16 protein-coding genes are annotated in these 15912 nt (G+C 69.2%); 2 read left to right on the top strand and 14 right to left on the bottom strand.

Going from position 1 to position 15912, the window contains the following annotated elements:
- Window positions 1–24 precede the first annotated feature (24 nt).
- The gene (locus ACP694_RS00570) at window positions 25–399 is read left to right on the top strand and encodes a PilZ domain-containing protein (RefSeq protein ID WP_426009532.1); all 375 of its coding nucleotides are present in this window, start codon (window positions 25–27) and stop codon (window positions 397–399) included.
- 100 nt (window positions 400–499) lie between these two features.
- Here the strand turns inward: ACP694_RS00570 and ACP694_RS00565 are convergent, their stop codons facing one another.
- From ACP694_RS00565 to ACP694_RS00505, 13 genes are all read right to left on the bottom strand, one after another.
- Complete coding sequence (locus ACP694_RS00565; protein ID WP_426009529.1) at window positions 500–1111, bottom strand: flavin reductase family protein; 612 nt, start codon at window positions 1109–1111, stop codon at window positions 500–502.
- A gap of 4 nt (window positions 1112–1115) precedes the next feature.
- Complete coding sequence (locus ACP694_RS00560) at window positions 1116–1994, bottom strand: LLM class flavin-dependent oxidoreductase (RefSeq protein WP_426009526.1); 879 nt, start codon at window positions 1992–1994, stop codon at window positions 1116–1118.
- A complete protein-coding gene (locus ACP694_RS00555) occupies window positions 1991–2209 on the bottom strand; it encodes a hypothetical protein (protein WP_426009523.1) in 219 nt (72 codons plus the stop codon). Before ACP694_RS00555 ends, ACP694_RS00560 begins: the two co-directional genes overlap by 4 nt.
- A 91-nt stretch (window positions 2210–2300) precedes the next feature.
- Complete coding sequence (locus ACP694_RS00550) at window positions 2301–2954, bottom strand: glutathione S-transferase family protein (RefSeq protein ID WP_426009520.1); 654 nt, start codon at window positions 2952–2954, stop codon at window positions 2301–2303.
- Window positions 2955–2966: 12 nt separating this feature from the next.
- Window positions 2967–4544 (bottom strand): rhodanese-like domain-containing protein, encoded by a 1578-nt coding sequence (locus ACP694_RS00545; protein ID WP_426009518.1) that lies wholly within the window; start codon window positions 4542–4544, stop codon window positions 2967–2969.
- Entirely contained in the window at window positions 4541–5149 is a 609-nt protein-coding gene (locus tag ACP694_RS00540; RefSeq protein WP_426009516.1) for a cysteine dioxygenase, read from the bottom strand. The genes ACP694_RS00545 and ACP694_RS00540 overlap by 4 nt, the downstream gene beginning before the upstream one ends.
- Window positions 5150–5153: 4 nt before the next feature.
- On the bottom strand, window positions 5154–7361 hold the full coding sequence (locus tag ACP694_RS00535; RefSeq protein ID WP_426009513.1) for a TonB-dependent receptor: 2208 nt from the start codon (window positions 7359–7361) through the stop codon (window positions 5154–5156).
- Between the two features lie 123 nt (window positions 7362–7484).
- Window positions 7485–8504: an ABC transporter substrate-binding protein gene (locus ACP694_RS00530; RefSeq protein ID WP_426009511.1), complete on the bottom strand. Its 1020-nt coding sequence runs from the start codon at window positions 8502–8504 to the stop codon at window positions 7485–7487.
- Entirely contained in the window at window positions 8504–9346 is an 843-nt protein-coding gene (locus ACP694_RS00525; protein ID WP_426009508.1) for a class II aldolase/adducin family protein, read from the bottom strand. The genes ACP694_RS00530 and ACP694_RS00525 overlap by 1 nt, the downstream gene beginning before the upstream one ends.
- 12 nt (window positions 9347–9358) lie before the next feature.
- Window positions 9359–10309, bottom strand: coding sequence for a D-isomer specific 2-hydroxyacid dehydrogenase family protein (locus ACP694_RS00520; RefSeq protein WP_426009505.1), 951 nt, complete (start codon window positions 10307–10309; stop codon window positions 9359–9361).
- Window positions 10306–11478: an acyl-CoA dehydrogenase family protein gene (locus ACP694_RS00515; protein ID WP_426009502.1), complete on the bottom strand. Its 1173-nt coding sequence runs from the start codon at window positions 11476–11478 to the stop codon at window positions 10306–10308. Before ACP694_RS00515 ends, ACP694_RS00520 begins: the two co-directional genes overlap by 4 nt.
- Window positions 11475–12293 (bottom strand): ABC transporter ATP-binding protein, encoded by an 819-nt coding sequence (locus tag ACP694_RS00510; RefSeq protein WP_426009499.1) that lies wholly within the window; start codon window positions 12291–12293, stop codon window positions 11475–11477. Before ACP694_RS00510 ends, ACP694_RS00515 begins: the two co-directional genes overlap by 4 nt.
- Window positions 12290–13099 carry an ABC transporter permease gene (locus tag ACP694_RS00505; RefSeq protein ID WP_426009496.1) on the bottom strand — a complete coding sequence of 270 codons (810 nt, stop codon included), beginning with the start codon at window positions 13097–13099 and terminating at the stop codon, window positions 12290–12292. Before ACP694_RS00505 ends, ACP694_RS00510 begins: the two co-directional genes overlap by 4 nt.
- 144 nt (window positions 13100–13243) lie before the next feature.
- Here ACP694_RS00505 and ACP694_RS00500 point away from each other — a divergent pair, with 144 nt between their 5' ends.
- Complete coding sequence (locus tag ACP694_RS00500) at window positions 13244–14077, top strand: LysR substrate-binding domain-containing protein (protein ID WP_426009493.1); 834 nt, start codon at window positions 13244–13246, stop codon at window positions 14075–14077.
- Between the two features lie 46 nt (window positions 14078–14123).
- On the opposite strand, the gene ACP694_RS00495 is transcribed toward ACP694_RS00500, so the two are convergent.
- Entirely contained in the window at window positions 14124–15884 is a 1761-nt protein-coding gene (locus ACP694_RS00495) for a chloride channel protein (protein WP_426009490.1), read from the bottom strand.
- Window positions 15885–15912: the final 28 nt, after the last annotated feature.

The raw sequence follows: 15912 nt of genomic DNA, 5'->3' as shown, positions 1-15912 counted from the left end.
CCTTGAGACGTTAGGCTCCGGGTCATGCAGAGCACCAGCGGCCCCGGTTTCAGCGACCAGCGCGGCTATCCGCGCAGTCCCACGACGCGGAAGGTTTACCTTGCCGACGGCAAGGCGGCTTGGAAGTGCAATCTCATCGACGTGGCGGCAGGCGGCGCCCGGGTAGCGCTGGCGAGCGGCGTGCCCAGCCAGGATGGGCTGTTCATGGTGGATCCCGGCACGCGCCTGGCCCATCTGACGCGGCAGGTCTGGCGGTCGGACCGCGAGATCGGTCTGCAGTTCATCGAGAGCACTGGTTTTCGCCCGCCCCTGGGCGGTCCGATGGGCGCGGTCGGGGTCATCGACGGGTTTATCCGGCAGCTCACGCGAGCCGGCAAGCTGCAGCGGGCGGGCGACTAGAGCATTTCCCGACCTGACTGCGTCAGGCCGTGAGCTCTAATCTTTTGTTTTGACGCATTTTTCTTCACGCGAACCGGAACCATTTTTCTCGAAAAATGCTCTACAGGCCCTTTGGGGACGAGGCGGCGAGGCCCAGGCGCTGAAATGTCCGGGCGTGGACGATCAATGGCCGCCCCGGCGTCGATCGGACGGCGATCGCCGACACGATGAACACCGTATGGGTTCCGGTCTCGATCCTGTGGTCGATGACGCAGGCCGTCGTCGACAGCCCGCCCTGGTAGGCGGGCGCCGCGTCGGGCGTGAGGTCCCAGCGGCCCGGCTCAAACCGCTCCTGGCTCAGGCCTGGCGTCGAGAAGCGCAGGGCCTCGGCCTCGTCGTCTTCCGCCAGCACCGCCACGCCGCAGCATCTCGCCCGGAGCAGGGCGTCGTGGCTGGAGGCTTGCTTGCGCAGGCAGAACAGAAAGCGCGGCGGATCCACCGACAGGCCGGTGATCGAGCTGACCAGCAGGCCGCGCGGGGCGCTTCCATCCCAGCACGAGACGATCGCGACGCCGCTGGCCAGTTGGGCCAAGGCGTCCTTGAACGCCGCCGGGCAAACCGGCGGCGCGTGAAGGCTGTAAGGCGGTTCCGCGCCGGGCGATGCATCAATCGGCCAAGCGTGAGCCGGCCAAGCGGCGTCGCCCAGCCAGCGCGGATCCGCGTCGAACGCCATCGTCCTAGCCCGCCGCGGCGGCCGGCTGGGCGTCACGCTCGGCGACCAGCCCGCGGACCAGAGGGATCAGGTCGCGGCCATAGGCGACGGCGTCGTTCAGAGGATCGAAGCCGCGGATCAGGAAGGTGGTGACCCCCAGGTCGTAATAGTCGAGCAGGGCCTCGGCCACTTGCTCGGGCGTTCCGACCAGGCCGGTGGAGTTGCCGGCCGCGCCTGTGACGGCGGCGACTCCGGTCCACAGGCGCTTGTCCAGGCGCGTGCCCTGCTTGGCGGCGTCGAGCAGGCGTTGGGAGCCGGCGTTGGGCGGCGTATGGCCCGAGGTTGGCAGGCCGGCCTTTTCGCGCAGGGCCTTGGCCTGGGCGGCGATGTCGTCGGCCTTGGCCCAGGCGGCCTCTTCCGTCTCGGCGATCACCGGGCGCAGCGACAGCGAGAACTTCACCTGGCGGCCATGCTTGGCGGCGGCGTGGCGCACGCGGGCGATGGTCTCGGCGACCTGGGCTTGCGTTTCGCCCCACAGGGCGAAGATGTCGGCGTGCTTGCCGGCCACCGGGATGGCGGCGTCGGACGAGCCGCCGAAATAGACCGGGATGTGCGGCTTTTGCAGCGGCTTCACCGCGCCGAACGCCTGGACGACATTGTAGTAGTCGCCCTTGTAGTCGAACGGCTTTTCGCTGGTCCATTCCTGGCGGACGATGTCGAGATATTCGCTGGTGCGGGCGTAGCGCTCGTCCTTGGTCAGGTGGTCGCCGTCCTTGGCCAGCTCGTCGTCCGAGCCACCGGTGATGATGTGCACGGCGACGCGACCGCCGGTGAACTGGTCCAGGGTGGCCAACTGGCGGGCGGCGACGGTGGGGGCGGTGAAACCGGGGCGGTGGGCGATCATGAAGCCCAGCGCTTGGTGACCGAGGCGGCGTGGGCGACAACCAGCTGGCTTTCCGGCGAGGTGGAACCGAAGGCGACCAGGGCGCGGTCAAAGCCGCCTTCGTCATGGGCGCGGGCGACGGCCTCGACATAGTCGCGGTCGATGACCGGGCCGCTGGCCGGGTGGATCTCGGACTGATGCTGGGTGCCGATATAGCCGATGAATTCGACGGGCATGGGGAGGCTCCGGTTTTGTGTGGTGAAACTGTAGGGAAGGGCGTGGGCTAGAAAAGCGAGGCTTTCTCAAGGGTTGGATCAGGGGTGCTCATCAGGCGGCGACCTTGGCGGCGGCTTCGCGCTGCAGGGCGCGCTTGACCGACGGGCGGGCCAGGGCGCGGGCGGCCTTGGCGCTCCAGGCGGGATAGGCGGACGTGTCGATCGACCGCCGCTGGGCCCAGCGCCAGATCACCAGGGCGTAGGCGTCGACGGCGCTGAAGCTGTCGCCCAGCAGCCACGGGCCGGGGCCCTGGGCCAGACGCTCGATATCGCTCAGGGTGCGGTGGAAGCGGGCCTCGCCGGGGGTGGCCAGGGCGGCCTTGACGGTCTCGTCGTCGGCAAAGCGCTCGGGGCGGGTCGTCTGGGCGAAGGCGACGTGCACGGTGCTGGCGAACCAGCTCATCACCTCATAGGCGTGGGCCAGTTTCAGCGGGTCGGCCAGGGGCAGCAGCTCGCTGTGGGGATAGGCCTGGGCCAGGTAGGTGAGGATGGCCAGCACTTCGGTGACCGGCTCGCCATCGACCGCCAGGGTCGGCACCCGGCCGCGCGGATTGACCTTCAGATAGGCCGGCTGGCGCTGTTCGCCGGTCGCCAGATCGACGCGATGGGCGTGATAGGCGACGCCGATCTCCTCCAGCGCGATCAGCGGCGCGAAGGCCGAGGAGCCAGGGGCGAAATAGAGCTTGAGGGAGGTCTTGGAGGGCATGGGATCTCGGCCTCAGATCACGAAGAAGCCGTGCGAGCCGTCGCGGGCCAGCTGATCGACCAGGCCATATTCCCAGTCGAGATAGGCCTGCATGGCTTCGAGAGCATGATCGGCGCCCTCATAGGGGCGCTTGTAGACGTCCTCCGGATCCGAGGCGGCGCGCACCAGGCCGGTGTCGAGGCGGCGGCCAGAGGCGGCCCAGGCCTGGGTTCCGCCCTCCAGCACCCGCACCGGGCGGTCGGAGATCTCCTCGACCTCGGCCGCCGCCAGGGTCGCCAGGCGGCCGTCGGGCGAGGTCAGGACGATGGGCAGGCCCTCCGGGATACGCTCGAAGGCCTCGGCCAGCCGGGCGCGGATGGCGAACCAGGCGCCAGGCACGTGGCCCTTGCGATGCAGGGGGCTAGGCGCGAGGTCCAGCACCACGACAGCGGCGTCGCCCAGCGCCACGGCCAGGTCGTCGGGGCTGAGGGTCTCGACGATCGGCAGGGTCGGCGAGGTCGGCGCCCAAACTCCGGTCTCCAGCGCGCCGTCGAAACCGCCGTCCAGCACATAGACGTCCCAGCCCAGCTGAGAGAGCCAGGAAGCGCTCATGTCGGCGCGGGGGCCCAGGTCGTCGGCCAGCACGATGCGGGCGCCTCGGACGGGCGCGAAGACGTCGGTCTCCTGCACCAGCTGACCGCCTGGCGCGCTGCGGTATCCGGGCAGGTGGCCTGCGGCATATTCCTCGGGCGTGCGGACGTCGAAGCGGTAAAGGGTGCGCTTGCGTTCGGTGGCCAAATCGATCAGCCCCTCGGCGTCGATGCGGCGCACGCCGGCCCGGTAGGCGACGTCGCGGGCCTTGGCGCGGGCCTCGTCCAGGGTCTGATCAGTGACGGGCGGGAACTTGCGGCTCTGGCCGTGCTCCAGGGTCTGCTGGGCCACGGTCCAGCCGATGGTGCCGTTGCGCAGGGCGAAGACCGGGTTGGGCACGCCGGCGTTGACCAGAGACTGGGCGCCGATCAGGCTGCGGGTGCGGCCCGCGCAATTGACGATGATGGTGGTGGCGGGATCCGGCGCGATCTGCCGGGCGCGCAGCACCAGCTCGGCGCCGGGCGTGCTGATCCCGCCGGGGATGCTCATGGTGGCGTATTCCTCGAAGCGGCGGCTATCGAGGATCACGTGGTCGGCCTTGGCGTCGATCAGCTTCTGGACGTCGGGGGCGGGCAGGGACGGGGTGTGCCGCCGCGCCTCGACCAGTTCGCCGAACGCCTTGCTGTAGGAATTGACGTCCTGGAACAGCTCGTAGCCGGCCGCCTTCCAGCCTTCGAGCCCACCCGCCAGCGCGCGAACCTGGGTGTAGCCCAGCGCCGCCAGTCGCTTGCCAGCCGGCGAGACCAGGCCTTTGCCATTGTCGTAGAGGACGATCTTGGTGTCCTTCCTCGGCACGCGGTCGAGGATCTCCAGCTCCAGCCGGCTCAAGGGCAGCTGCGAGGCGAACAGCGGATGGCTGCGGGCGAAGGGGTCTTCCTCGCGCAGATCCAGCAGGGCGATCTCGCGGCGGGCGATCCAGTCCTGGCGGACCTCGCGCGGGGTGACGGTGGGCAGGGTCATGACGCGGCCTCGGTCAGCAGCTTGGAGCGGTCCCAGAGGTTGGGCAGGGTGTCGTTGGCGTAGCCGGAGACGAACCGCTTGGGTCGCCCGTCGGTGTCGTAGGTGGCGCGCTGCACGGCGCCGATATTGGCCCCATAGACGTGGATGCTGATCGACACCCGGTCGTCAAAGGCGTTGGTCACCTGGTGGACGTCGCCCACCTTCGGCGACACGGCCTCGACCTCGCCGCGCCCCAGGCGGTGGACCGGTCCGGTCGACGCGAAGGCCCCGCCCCGGTGCTCAAAGCGCTGCGACAGCTCGGCCCCGCGCAGCACCCCGACCAGGCCCCAGACGGTGTGGTCGTGGACCGGCGTGGCCTGGCCCGGACCCCAGACGAAGCTGACCACGCTGAACCGCTCGCGGCTGTCGCAATGCAGTAGATACTGCTGGTAGCGGGCCGGATGCGGCTGCGCATAGGCGTCGGGCAGCCAGTCGTCGCGAGCGATCAGCCCCGCCAGCAGCCGTCCGCCCCCGGCGACGATCAGCTCTTCGTCCGTGGTCTGATCGACCAGGGTTCCCAGGGCGCCGATGAAGTCAGCAAGACGGTGCAGGCGGGGCGCGCTCATCGGATCACAGCGCGTATTTCAGCGTGATCAGGAAGGTCCGCGGGTCGGGATAGTTCTTGTAGAAGACGCCCGTCGAGGGCGTGTAGGTGACGCTGACCGGCTCGTCGGTATCCAGCAGGTTGCGGCCCGACAGCTGCAGGCTCCAGCGCGGGTCGGGCGACTGCCAGGTCACCGTGCCGTTCAGGAAGGTCTGGGCCGGGGCCTCGTCCTGTGGGCGCTGCAGGGCGCTGAAATAGGTCTTGGTCTGGTACTGGGCGTTGAGGCCGACGCGGATGCTGCCGGGAATCGAGCCCAAGGCTTTTGGCGGCACGTCATAGGTCAGGCCGCCCGAAAGGCTCCAGCGCGGCGAGTTCAGCAGGCGGTGACCATCGGCGTTGACGCCCAGGCCGCCGGCGTTCTTGTAGGTGTCATAGACCCCGAACAGGTAGCCGGCCGAGGCCTGGACCCCGAGGCGCTCGGTGACCCGGACGTCGCTTTCCAGCTCGACGCCATAGGTGTGGGCCTTGCCAGCGTTGCCGCGCACCGAATTGCCTGGATAGGCCGGATCGCTGTAGCTGACCTGCAAGTCCTTGTAGTCGTTATAGAACACCGCGAGGTTGACCCGCGCGCGGTGTTCGAACAACTGGGTCTTCAGCCCGGTCTCGTAGGTGTTGACGTTCTCCGGGGCGAAGGGCCGGCTGGCCAGGTCCAGGCGGGTGGCGCGGTTGTCGAAACCGCCCGACTTGAAGCCCTTGGAATAGGTCACGTACTGCAGGACGTCTGGCGTCCACTGGAACTGGGCCGACAGCTTGGGCGTCACGGCCGAGAAGATCTTGTCGGCCTGACCGGCGATCGACTGGCCCGTCACCTGGCCGGCCAGGTTCAGCACCTGGTTGTCGAAGGTGAATTGCTTTTCCTCATTGGTCCAGCGCAGGCCGCCGGTGAGGCTGAGGCGGTCGCTCAGGGCGTAGGTCGCCTCGCCGAAGATCGCATAGGCGTCGGTGTTGGTGATGTTGTGGGCGCGGGCGAAGTTGTAATTGCCTGGGGTGACCACCGGGTCGGTCGGCAGGACGTTGCGGCGGCTATAGCCATCGCGCTGCACGAAGAACCGCTCATGCAGATAAAAAAGCCCGCTGGTGAAGGTTAGCTTGCCGTAGTCGCCGTTCAGCTGGAGTTCCTGGGTGGCGTACTGGTCGTTGTAGTGGATCAGGTTCTTCTGGATCAGCGCTGCCTGGCCGTCATTATCATAGGCGACGGGATTGAGGTTGAAGCCGCCGTAGGAACTGATCGACTTCAGTTTCAGGTGGTCATTGATCTCGTACTGCACCCGCAGGGCGCCGCTGATCTGGTCCAGGTCCTGCTTGGGCTCGACCTCGGAATAGGAACGGTCGTTGCGGAACAGGGTCGGCTGGACGACCGGCACATAGCTGCGGGTGTCGCTGCGGTCGCGGGTGGCGTTGACCGTCAGCTGCACGTCCAGCCGGTCAGTGGGGGTCCACCGCAGCTTGGCGCGGTAGGCGTCCAGCTTGATGCGGTTGACGTCGTGATTGAGGGTCGGGTCGAAGGTGACGCCGTCGCGTTCGTGATGGATATAGGACAGGCTGCCAGCCAGCTTGCCGGCCACCAGCGGGCCCTCGATCAGGGCGCGCACATCGACCGCGCCGTAGTTGCCCAGGCCGACATCGGCCTTGGCGCGGAAGGCGTCGCCGGGGTCGCGGGTGATGACCCGCAGGGCGCCGGCGCTGGAATTGCGGCCGTACAGCGTGCCTTGCGGGCCGCGCAGCACCTCGATCCGCTCCAGGTCGTTGAACTCGATCATCGAGCCGATCTGGCGCGGGATGTAGACGTCGTCGACATAGACCGCCAGCACCGGCTCCTGGATCGGATCGCTCTCGCCCACCCCGCGCAGGGCGTAGGTCTGGGTGGTGTGGCTGATGGTGACGCGGCTGATGCTGAAATTGGGGATCTGGCCCGACAGGTCGCGGATATTGTCGATCTTGCGGTCGGCCAGCACCTGCGGGCTGAAGGCCGTGATGGCGATGGCGGTCTTCTGCAGGTCGGTGGCCCGCCGTTCGGCGGTGACCACCACCTGTTCCACGGCGATGGCGGCGTCGGCGTCGACGCCAACCAGGGCAGGGGCCGGCGCGGCGGGCGTCGCGGCCTGGGCGGCGGTGGTCAAGGCCAGGGCCGAAGCCCCGGCCAGAAAGTAGAGCGAAGTCGAGTGTAGCGACATGATTATCCCCGTTATTGTTAAGCGGGATATGCCGTGACGAACAGTAACGCCTCAATGCATATAAAATCTATCGATGCGCAGCTTAGCTCATATCGTGAAAACGAATATGACCTATGACTATTCTCAAGCATCGGGAAGGGCGTTGTTCAAGCGATGATCCCAGAGCGGACGCACGTCGATCTTTCCGGGAATGAGGCCAGCGGTCGCGAAGGCGTCGGCGACACCTTGTTGCGAGGCGATGGCGGCGTCGGTGATCTTGTGGAGGCGGAACGGGCTGCTGCGTTCCTGGAAGTCGCGCAGATAGAGGGCGGCCGGCACGCCGGTGGCCGCGGCGCGGACCTGGGCCCAGCGTGGGCCGTCGGCGTTGATCCAGTCGGCGATCTTGGCGTAGCGCCGCAGATAGTCGCCCAAGGCCTGGCGCTTGAGGTCGTCGTCCAGGGCCGATTTGGCGGCGGCGACCAGATAATTGCCCGACAAGATGCCCAGCGCCGTGCGCAACACCCGCGCCCCGGCCTGCCGGGCCTGCTGGACCATGACGCCATAGATCACCCAGGCGTCGATCGCGCCGCTGGAGAAGGCGGCCAGACCGTCCTGCGGCGACAGGGCCACGGGCTTGATGTCGGTCCATTTCAGGCCGGCTTCCTCGAGCAAGCGCAAGAGGATGTAGTGCGAGGTGGTGGCCTTCACATAGCCAATGCGCTGGCCCTTCAGGTCGGCGAAGGCCTGGGCCTTGTTGCCTGAGGGCACCAGCACGACCTGGTTGTTCACGTCGCCCTGCAGCACAGCGACGATGCGGACCTGATTGCCGGGCGCGCCAGCGATGAAGATCGGCGGGATCTCGCTCATGCCGCCGATGTCGAGCGCCCCGGCGTTGATTGCCTCGACGATCAGGTTGCCGCTGGCGAACTCGGAGCGGGCGATCTTGTAGGGCGCATCGGCGACGCCTGCCTCCTTGAAGAAGGCCTCCGGATTGCCGCGATAGGTGGCGGCGCGCAGGGTCAGGTCGCTCAGCGACCGGGGGCCGGCCGGCTTGGCGGGCGAGCAGGCGGCGAGCGTGGAGAGGCCGGCGACGGCCAAACCAGCGACGGCCAAACCAGCGACGGGGAGGCCGCCCGCCAACAGGTGACGACGAGACAGGATCATCAGTCGAACAGGTCCGGTTCTTCTTCGGTGATCACGTCCCAATAGGGCTGGAAGGCCCAAAAGCCCCCGGCCTCGCTGCCGACCTGGCCGGCGGTGTGACGGGCGACCTCGGGCGACATGGGCTTGGTCTGGCCGGCGGCCTCGGCCAGCAGCTGGGTCTGGCAGGCGTTTTCCAGAGCCAGATAGCGCCAGACGGCCGCCTCGACCGACTGGCCGACGGTCAAAATGCCGTGGTTCTGCAGGATCACCGCCTTGCGAGGACCCAAGGCGCGGGCGATCTTCTGGCCTTCGCTGGCGTCGAGCACCACGCCGGAAAATTCCTCGAACAGGGCGTGGTCGTCATAGAAGGCCGCCGAGTCCTGGGTCAGGGGATCGAGCAGTCGCCCGAGCGCCGACCAGGCCTTGCCGTATAGCGAGTGCGAATGGGCGGCGGCGACCACGTCGGGCCGGGCCTCGTGCAACTGGGAATGGATGGCGAAGGCGGCGCGGTTCAGGCGGGGCGGGACCTTGGCGGGCGGCTGCACGACCTCGCCGGCATGGCTGACCAGCATCAGGTCCGAGACCTTGATCCGCGAGAAGTGCACGCCGAACGGATTGACCCAGAAATGGTCGGTCAGTTCGGGGTCGCGGGCGGTGATGTGGCCGGCCCCGCCCATGTCGAAGCCCTGGCGGCCGAACAGCCGGTAAGAGGCGGCCAGGCGCTGCTTGCGATAGAGCCGCTCCTGCTCGTGGGTGGGCTGGACCGGCAGGATCTTGGAGCCGAACTCCGGCAGCACGGTCTCGATCTTGGCGGGGTGGGGACCCTCGGTCCGGAAGGCCCGGGCGGGGCTGACGGCGGTCATGACAATTGTCCTTCAGTAGCCGCGCGACAGGTCGACGACGTCGGCCAGGGGCGCGCCGGACCGGAAGCGGGCCAGGTTCTCGGCGAACCGGGTCGCCAGGTTGATGCGGGTGTCGGGAGTGTGGACCGAGGTGTGCGGCGACAGCCGGACCTTGGGATGGCTGTAGAAGGGATGGCCCTCGCCCAGCGGTTCGGGATGGGTGACATCCAGGCTGGCGCGGGTCACGCGGCCGTCGTCCAGGGCTTCCAGCAGGGCGTCGTCGTCGATCAGGGCGCCGCGGGCGATGTTGATCAGGTGCAGGCCCGGCTTGGCGGCGGCCAGCACGTCGCGACCTATCAGCTTGCGGGTCTCGGGCGTGGCGGGGGCGGCCAGCACCACGTGGTCGCTGCGGGCGAACAGGGTCTTCAAGTCCGCCACCCGCTCGACGCCGGGGGTCGGGATCGGCTTGTCCGAGCGGCGGGTGGCGATGATGTTCAGGCCCAGGGCCTGGGCGCGCGGCCCCAAGGCCTCGCCGATCGCCCCGAAACCGACGAGGCCCAGGGTGGCGCCCGAGATCAGCTTCAGCGGCTGGGGCGCCCAGCGCTCGGCCTTGTCGATCCAGATTTCCGGCAAGCGCTTGGCCTCGGCCAGGATGGCGGCCAGGGCGAACTCGGCAAGCGCGACGGCGGAAGAGCCGCGCGCCGAGGTGACCACCGGGCCGTCGAACAGCCAGTCGGGATAGAAGTCGATGCCGACCGAGACCAGCTGCACCCACTCGACGTCGAACGGCCAGCCCTTGGGGGGCTCGGCCGGCAAGACCCCTCCGGCCTTTCGGAACGGCGCGGCGACCAGGACCTTGGCGTCGTTTGGCAAGGGCGCGTGCAGGCCGGGCGGCACGGCGATGATCTCGGCGTCGACGACATGCTGGGCGAAGACGCTGTTGAACAGCTCGGGCAGTTGGCTGGCGACGACCAGGCGGCTCATCGCGCGGCCTCGTACGTCGCGAAGGCCGCCTTGCCGGCGCTGGTCAGCACGACGTCGGACTGTGGGGTGTGGACCCGGCCGCACAGCACGTCGCGGTGATGGCGTTCGAGGTCGTTGTGGCGGGTCAGGCCCGGATTGCCGGTCAGCTTGAGGGCCTTCTCGACCACGGCGATGGCGTTCTCGGTGACGAGGTGCTTGACCAGCCCGGCCTCGACCCCGCCGACCTCGCCCCGTGCGGCCGTGTCGAGCAGCACGCGGTTGGACAGCAGCAGGCCGTCGATATCACCGACCGCCTCCTGGAAGCGCGGCAGGGTGGAGAGCGCCGCGCCCAGGTTGGCGGGCTTGCGGTTGGCCAGGAACGCGACCAGCCAGTCGCGGGCGGCGCGGGCCTGGGCGTCATAGATCGCGGCGGTCAGCACCGCCGACCAGGTCGCGAAACTGGCGGGATACTGCGACGGCGATCCGACCGGCCGCGGGTCCAGGGCGTGGTCGAGGGGCACGAGCACGTTCTCGAAGATCACGTCATGGCTGGCGCTGGCCCGCAGGCCCAGGTGATCCCAGGTCGCCTCGATGACCACGCCAGGCGTGTCGGTGCGGACCAGCCAGCCGCCGACCAGGGGATCCGCGTCGTCCGAGCGCGCCCAGACCACGAACCAGGTCAGGGCGGTGGAGCCGGTGGAATAGATCTTGCGGCCGCTGATCCGCCAGCCCTCGGGCGTGCGACGAGCGATCGTACCGGGCAGTCCGCCGCGCGCCGGGGTGCCCAGGTCAGGCTCGACCCGCAAGGCGTTGATCAGGGCGCCCTTGTCGATAGCCTCGCCGATTACCCGCTGCTTGAGGTGCTCGGGCCAGCCGGAGCGGCCCTCGACCGAGGCGTGGAACAGGTACTGCATGACCAGAACCAGCGCCGTGGCCGGCTCGCCCCGGGCGACGGCTGAGACCACTTTCAGGGCGATGGGCAGGTCGGCCTCCAGGCCGCCCAGGCGGGCCGGAGCGGTCAGGGCCAGCAGGCCCGCGTCGCGCAGGGCCGCGAAATTGGCGAACGGGAAGCTGGCCTCGCGGTCGTGCTGGCCGGCGGTGGCGGCGAAGGCGGCGGTCAGGCCGGGCAGGATCGCGTCGAGGTCGGGCAGGCGCGGGGCCGGCTCCCGACGCAGGGCGGAAGCGGTCATAGCACCACCTCACCGGTCGGGAAGGCCACTAGGGCCGGAGCCGGCTGCGGAGCCGGCGCATCGACGCCCAGGTGTCCCAGCAGTCGGCGACGAATGGCGTGGAAGCGGGCGTCGGGCTGGCGCGGGCGCTCCAGGCCAATGCGCTCTTCGGCGGCGATCCGGCCCTTGTCCAGCACCAGCACCCGATCGGCCAAGGCGATGGCCTCATCGACATCGTGGGTGACCAGCAGCACCGACGGCCTGTGCTCGCGCCACAGCGTCAGCACCAGGTCATGCATCTTCAGTCGCGTCAGGGCGTCCAGCGAGGCGAAGGGCTCGTCAAGCAACAGCAGGGCCGGCTCGCGGACGAGGGCGCGGGCCAGGGAGGCGCGCTGGGCCTCGCCGCCGGACAGGGTCGAGGGCCAGACGTCGAGGCGATGGCCAAGGCCGACCTCTGTCAGGGCGGCCTCGGCGCGAGCCCGGACACTTTGCTCATTGGGGGCGCCCTTCAGGCCCAGGGCTATGTTGCGCCAGACGCGCTTCCACGGCAGCAGGCGGGCGTCCTGGAACACCACGGCGCGCGCGGCGGGTGTGGTGACGTCCTGACCGCCGACCGGGTCGAGGCCGGCCAGGGTGCGCAGCAGGGTGGTCTTGCCCGAGCCGCTGGCCCCGAGCAGGGCGACGAACTCACCGGGGGCGATGGTCAGGTCCAGGCCGTCGATCACCACATTGTCGCCGAACCGGCGGGTGAAACCTTTCAGGCGGACGGTGGGAGGCGTGGCGACATCGACGGGCGTGAACGTGTGGTTGCGAGCGCGAGGCTGGGCCATGGTCATTGCTCCACGAGGCTGGGACGCCACGCCAGCGCCTTGCGCTCCAGCGTGCGGACGAGGGCGTCGGCGGAGAGGCCGAGCAGGGCGTAGACGACCAGGCAGACGACGATGATGTCGGTGCGCATGAAGTCGCGGGCGTTATTGATCAGGTGGCCCAGGCCCGCCTGGGCGTTGATCTGCTCGGCGATGACCAGCATGATCACGCTGATGCTCAGAGAATAGCGCAGGCCGATGAAGAACGACGGCAGGGCGCCGGGCAGGATGACCTCGAGGATCAGCGCCCGGCCGCGCAGGCCGAAACTGCGGGCCGCCTCGACCAGCCGCACATCGACGCCGCGGATGCCGGCGAACAGGTTCAGATAGAGCGGGAATACCGCCGCCGTGGCGATCAGGGCGATCTTCGGCGTCTCGCCGATCCCGAACCAGACGATGAACAGCGGGGTCAGGGCGACGACCGGCAGGGTGCGCTTGATCTGCATCAGCGGATCGACCAGCGTCTCGCCCCAGCGTGACAGGCCCGACACCAGGCCCAGGGCCACGGCGATGACCAGGGCGATGACCAGGCCAGTGGCGGCCCGCCCCAGTGAGACCGCCAGATTGCCCAGAAGCTCGCCCGAGACGGTCATCGACCAGAAGGTCTTGGCCACAATAGAGGGCGCCGCCAGGATGCGTTGCGGGATCACCCCGCCGCGCGAACCCGCTTCCCACAGCAGCAGCAGCGCCACCGGCGACAGCCAGCGGGCGCTGGACCAGCGCGGCCGAACCCATGGCGACGCTTGAGAAATTCTAGGGGTGACCGCCAAAGACATTGAGGATGCGCTGTCCCGTGAACCGTTGCGGCGCAAGCGCCTTTGCCTCACAGAGAAAGGCGTTTAATCCCTACTGGATCAATAGACTTATCCTCAGGGGCCATATCAGAGTTTCTCATAGACCGCTCAGAAGGGGCGCTGCCGATGCCCACCAACCTGCCCACCGAATTGCTGCGCAGCTTCGTCGCGATCGTCGACTCCGGCTCGATGCTGAAGGCCACCGAGCGGGTGTTCGTCACCCAGTCGGCCCTCAGCCTGCAGATGAAGCGGCTGGAGGAGACGGTGCTGACCCCGCTGTTCCACCGCGACGGCCGCCGCCTGGTCCTCACGCCGGCCGGCCACGCCCTGCTGGTCCACGCTCGCGAGATCCTCGACCTCAATGACAAGGCCGTGGTGGCCCTGACCGGCGACGCTCTGATCGGGCCGGTGCGGGTGGGGTTGGTGCAGGACTTCGCCGAGACCCTGCTATCGGGCGTGCTGGCCCGCTTCACCCAGCTCAATCCCGAGGTTCAGCTCCACGTGCGGGTGGCCGGCTCGCCCGACCTGCTGGACCTGCTGAGCGGCGACCGGCTGGACGTGGTGCTGTGCATGGGCGCGCCGGACGACAACGCCGCTGTCCGGGTGGCGCCCATGGTCTGGCACGGCGATGCGGCGTTGCTTGAGCGACCGATACTGCCTCTGGCGATCCTGGAGCCGCCGTGCCGGTTTCGCGACGCGGCCTTGGCGGCGCTGGAGCGCGACGGCCGGCCCTATCGCGTCGCCCTGGAGACACCCAGCCTGTCGGCCCTGCGCGCGGCGGTCGAGGCGGGTCTGGCCGTCACCTGCCGCACGGCGCTGTTTCGGCCGCGCACGCCGCCCATCGAGGCCGGCCTGCCCGCTGTGCCGCAGGTGGCCTATGTCCGCAGGGTCGGACCCGCGCCGCATCCGTCGATCGCCAGGCTGTCAGACCTGATGCACGCTGCGGCCCTGGAGCTCTGAGTCGTCACCCGCCCGGAACCTGACCGCTCCCGGCGCGACGTCTGCCCTAGCTCTCCCCCGTCAGCTCCCGCCGCGCCTTGTCCAGCTCCTCGGCATAGCGCCGCGTGGCATGGGCCTCGGACAGGATGCCGATCACCGCGTGGTCGGCGTCGACCACGGCCAGTTCGTCGGCCTGGGTGTGGTCGAAGGCGCGCATGACGTCCTTGATCGACTGGCCGGGCAGTAGGGCGGTGTCGGCATAGTCGGCCAGGGAGGCGACGGCCTGGTCGCCATCGTCGGGGTTGGCATAGGCCAGGGCGGTGCGGATGATGCCGGCATAGGCGCCGGCCTCGTCGAGGATCACCACCCGCTTGGTCGAGCCCAGCGGATAGCGGCGGCGAAACTCGGCCAGGGTGGCGCTGGCGGCGATGGTCTTGGCGTCCTTGCGCATCATCCGACCAGCGGTCAGGGGCTGCATCCAGCTGACGTCGTGAGCGCTGCGGATGGTCTCGCCGCGCAGGTGCAGACGCCAGGTCGAGAACGAGTAGCCGAAGGTCTCGCGCACCAGGGCGCTGGCGATCAGCGAGGCCACCAGGGCGGCGGCGGCCACGGTGAAGTCGCCGGTCGCCTCCAGCACCAGGAAAGACATGGTGAAGGGCCCGCCGACCACGGCCACGCCCAGGGCGCCAAGGCCGACCAGCGCCGCCACCGTCGGGTCCAGCGAGGGCAGCCAGGGCACGAACACCGTCAGGGCCGCGAAGACCTGGCCGATCAGCGTGCCCAGGAACAGCGAGGCGAAGAATAGCCCGCCCCGGAAGCCGAAGCTCAGCGACACCACCGAGGCCAGGGCCTTCATGATCAGCAACAGGACCAGCATCTTCAGGCCCAGGGCGGCGGTGAGGTTGACGTGCAGCGCGCCGTGGCCGGCCGACAGGATCTGCGGCGTGACCAGGGCCATGGCGGCCAGGGCCAGGCCGCCGACCGCCGGGCGGAAGGTCTTGGGGATCGGCGAGCGGGCCACCAGCTTGTCGGCCGAGGCCACCAGCCGCATCAGCCCGATGCCGGCGGCGGCGCAGACCACGCCCAGCAGGGCGTAGAGGCCGTAGTCGAACCACGATTGCACGGCCGGGGTGGTGGTCTTCAGCAGATAGGGCAGGCCGCCCATCCGCTCCGCGACCAGGGTCGCGGCCAAGGTGGCGGCGACGACGGGCGCCAGGTTGGCGACGGTATAGGCGCCGATGACGATCTCGAAGGCGTAGAAGGCTCCGGTGAGCGGGGCCCCGAAGGCGGCGGCGATGGCCGCGCCGGCCCCGGCCCCGACCAGGGTGCGCATGTCGGCCCGGCGCAGGTTGAGCCTCTGGCCAACGAACGAGGCAATGGCCGCGCCCGCCTGGGCGTAGGCGGCCTCCAGCCCGACCGAGGCGCCCACGCCGTTCGACAGCATCGTCTGTCCGCAGATGAAGGCGCTATCCTTGATCGATAGCCGCCCGCCGTGCAGGGCGTTGGCCTCCACCGGGTCAACGGCCGGGCGGGGTCGGTATTTCAGCCAGGCCCAGGTGGCGAGGCCCAACACCAGGCCGCCAAACGGCAGGGCCAGGGTCCGCCAAGGGGCGATGACGCTCTGGGCGCTGAGCCGCTCGTCGATATTGATCGCGAACAGCATGACCTGTAGGCCGTGAGCGACCCTGGCCTGCAGCACGGCCAGCGCCCCCGCCCCGGCCCCGATCAGGGTGGCCACCGCGATCAGCCACAACTCGCTGGACCGTATCCGTCGCCGCAGCCAGCTTAGCCCGCGCACGGAGGTGGAGGTCGGCAGCGAAAGCGGCATGGGGGTCCTGGGGGGCGAGCAGCGAGGA

The organism is Caulobacter sp. DWR2-3-1b2 (genome assembly GCF_049896345.1).
In the GTDB taxonomy this organism is placed as follows: domain Bacteria; phylum Pseudomonadota; class Alphaproteobacteria; order Caulobacterales; family Caulobacteraceae; genus Caulobacter.
Note: the sequence above shows the minus strand (reverse complement) of the source record. Positions and strands in the feature narration are given on the sequence as shown.